Annotated in this window: 3 protein-coding genes; all 3 read right to left on the reverse strand. The window is 66.9% G+C overall.

The genetic code is table 11. The features are described from left to right. Positions 1-729: transposase (locus AB1609_20635; GenBank protein MEW6048851.1), on the reverse strand; the 729-nt coding region annotated here is incomplete at its 3' end. A 183-nt stretch (positions 730-912) separates the two neighbouring features. Then, the gene (istB, locus tag AB1609_20640) at positions 913-1,608 is read right to left on the reverse strand and encodes an IS21-like element helper ATPase IstB (GenBank protein ID MEW6048852.1); all 696 of its coding nucleotides are present in this window, start codon (positions 1,606-1,608) and stop codon (positions 913-915) included. Further along, the gene (locus AB1609_20645; GenBank protein MEW6048853.1) at positions 1,609-2,505 is read right to left on the reverse strand and encodes a hypothetical protein; all 897 of its coding nucleotides are present in this window, start codon (positions 2,503-2,505) and stop codon (positions 1,609-1,611) included. Positions 2,506-2,654 lie beyond the last annotated feature (149 nt).

Below are 2,654 nucleotides of genomic sequence, written 5' to 3' on the forward strand. Positions count from 1 at the left end.
TCGCTCCAGCAGGTCCACCATGGCCTTCAAGTCCTCGGGCACTTTCGAAAGCGCCCGCGCCGCCGCCACCAGGGCCAACGCGTCGTCGACCAGCTCCTGGAGAAGCTGTCGGCGGGCCTCCGGGTCGTCCCAGTCGATCCTGGGCTTGCCCGGCTCGTGGTAGTCGGTGCGCTTCAGCACGGCCGAAAGCGCACCGTCCAGCTCGTGCATCCGGGCCACCGCCAGGACCCGCACGACGGCTTTGCGGATAAGCGTGTAGGTGTCCTGCACGGCCGCCCCGCCGTGGATCAGAAAGGAGTCGACGATCTGGGAGCGCTCCGGCGAAAAGAGCCCCGCCTGCTTCGCCGAGGCCAGCGTCCGCTCCAGCATGGCCGCCGCGACCCCATGTTGCAGGAAGCGCCGGCGGTGGTCGCACAGCGTCACCGCATCGATGCCCTCAAAGTCCCGCCCCGCCAAAATCGCCAGCTTCACCCGGTCGTCGAAGCGGGATTCCTGCTCCATCTCCCGGTCCGAGTAGCCCTTCTCCATCTGGATCAAAAGCGCCAGAAACGTGTGGACCGGGCTCACCGAAGGCCTGCCGGTGCGGGCATCGAACAGGGGAGCAAACATCGATTCGTCCAGGTTCTGCACCGCCCAGTCGTGCAGCCGCCACCAGTAGGAGTTTCGGGGGATGCGCTGTCGCCAGGTGATGTCGTCGAAGGTGGTCTGGCGGTTTCGGAGACCCAGCACGGCCACCCACTCCCTGCCCGGAGGTGGTTTCCAGTCGCATCGTACCACGGAAATAGGCGCGGACGCAAGGCTTACGAAGCAAAACAAAGCCGGAGTGACACTCTTCACCCAAATCGTCGCTCATTGTCTGAGAGAATCTGCCGGCGCCACTCATTGGGTTTCCACTTTTCAAACCTCATCAGCTTATACCCCATGGGGTATGGTTTCCGAGCAGTCACCTAGGATGGCGTCGGCGATCGAAGGGTCGGCGATGACCCCATGCCAGTTCTCGATAGGGAGCTGGCTGGCCACGATGGTGGCCCGGCGTTGGGCGCGGTCGTCGATCACCTCCAGCAGCTCCCGCCCTTCGGAGGGATTCAGGGGCGCCAGCCCCCAGTCGTCCAGCACAAGCACCTCCGTGCGGCCCAGTTGGGCCAGGCGCTTGGGGTAGGAGCCGTCCGCCCTGGCCAGCGCCAGCTCCGAGAGCAGCCGGGAGAGCCGGTAGTAGCGGGCGCTGAAGCCCTGGCGGCACGCCGCATGGGCCAGCGCGCAGGCCAGAAACGTCTTGCCTACGCCTGTCGGCCCGCTGATAAGCACGCTCTGATGCGAGCGGATCCACTCTCCCCGCAGCAGCGTCTGCACAGTAGGACGGTCAAGCCCCCGGGACGCGGTGTAGTCGATGTCTTCCGGCACGGCCGCCAGCCGCAGTTTGGCCTCTTTGAGCAGCCGCTGCAGCCTCCGGTTTTGCCGGTACGTCCACTCCTCGTCCACCAAAAGACCCAGGCGTTCCTCGAAGGAAAGGCGCCCCATGTCGGGCTGCTGGCTTTGGTGGGCCAGCGCCTCGGCCATCCCCAGCAGGTGCATGGCCCGTAGCTTCTCCAGGGTCGGCTGCACCAGCATTCAGACGACCTCCTCCCGGTAGTAGGCGCTGCCGCGCACGTGGGCGTGGTGAATGGGTGGGCTTTGAACCTCCGGCTCCAAGGGCACCTGGTCGAGCCCCACCTGGAGGATGGACTGCACGCTGCGGTAGCTGATGGCCTGGGCCGCCAACGCCCGGCGGGCTGCCGCCTCCAGGCGAGCCGGGGTGTAGAGCTTGGCCAGCCGAAACAGCCCCAGGCAGGCCCGGTAGCCCTGCTCGGGATGAGGCTTGCTTTGCAGGATGGCCTCCACCAGCTGGGCCGTATAGGGCCCCACCGTTTCCCCCCAGTGCACCAGCCGAGACGGCGTCCACTCCAGGTGGCGCCGGTGGGCGGCTGGCCGGTGGGCGGGATCCGTGCTGTAGCCGCCCTTTCCGGAAAGGCGCACGTGGCTGGCGACCCGCCGGCCTTTGAGGAAGATCTCGACCGTGGTCGCGCTCAGCCGCACGTCGACCTCCACGTGGACCAGCTGGTACGGGGTGGAGTAGTAGTTGTCGGCCACGGCCACGTGATAGTCGATGTTCACCCTGGCCTTGCGCCACTCGGCGTATTCGTAGCGCTGGGCAGGCAGCGGCCGAAGGGCCGGCTTGTCTAGCTTCTCATAGAGCTCTCGGCGGGAGCCCTCCAGCTTCTGAAACGGCCGGCTGTTGAGCCCCTCGAGTTGTTCCCGGACGGCCCGGTGCAACGCCTCCAGCCCAAAGAAGGTCTGGTGGCGCAACGGGGCGAGGATCCAGCGCTCGACCTGCTGGACGGCGTTTTCGACCTTCGCCTTGTCCCGGGGGCGGCGGGGCCGGGCCGGGAGGACCACCACGCCGTAGTGGGCCGCCATCTCTTGATAGGCCGGGTTGAGCTCGGGCTCGTACCGGCAGACCGAGAGCACCGCGGTCTTCGGGTTGTCGCACTTGTGTGGCCGGCATGGTTATGTGGCCGGCGGCGGTCGCGCGGCTCTGAACACCCGGATCCACAGACGAGCGCCGCTAGCGCCGGCCACATAACGTCTACAGCGAGGCGAGCCATTTCAGGAGGGCC

This window comes from Bacillota bacterium (assembly GCA_040754675.1).
In the GTDB taxonomy this organism is placed as follows: Bacteria; Bacillota; Limnochordia; order Limnochordales; family Geochordaceae; genus Geochorda.

Coding starts and splice junctions, on each gene's coding strand:
- istB (MEW6048852.1), bottom strand. CDS start 1,608: ATGCTGGTGCAGCCGACCCTGGAGAAGCTACGGGCCATGCACCTGCTG.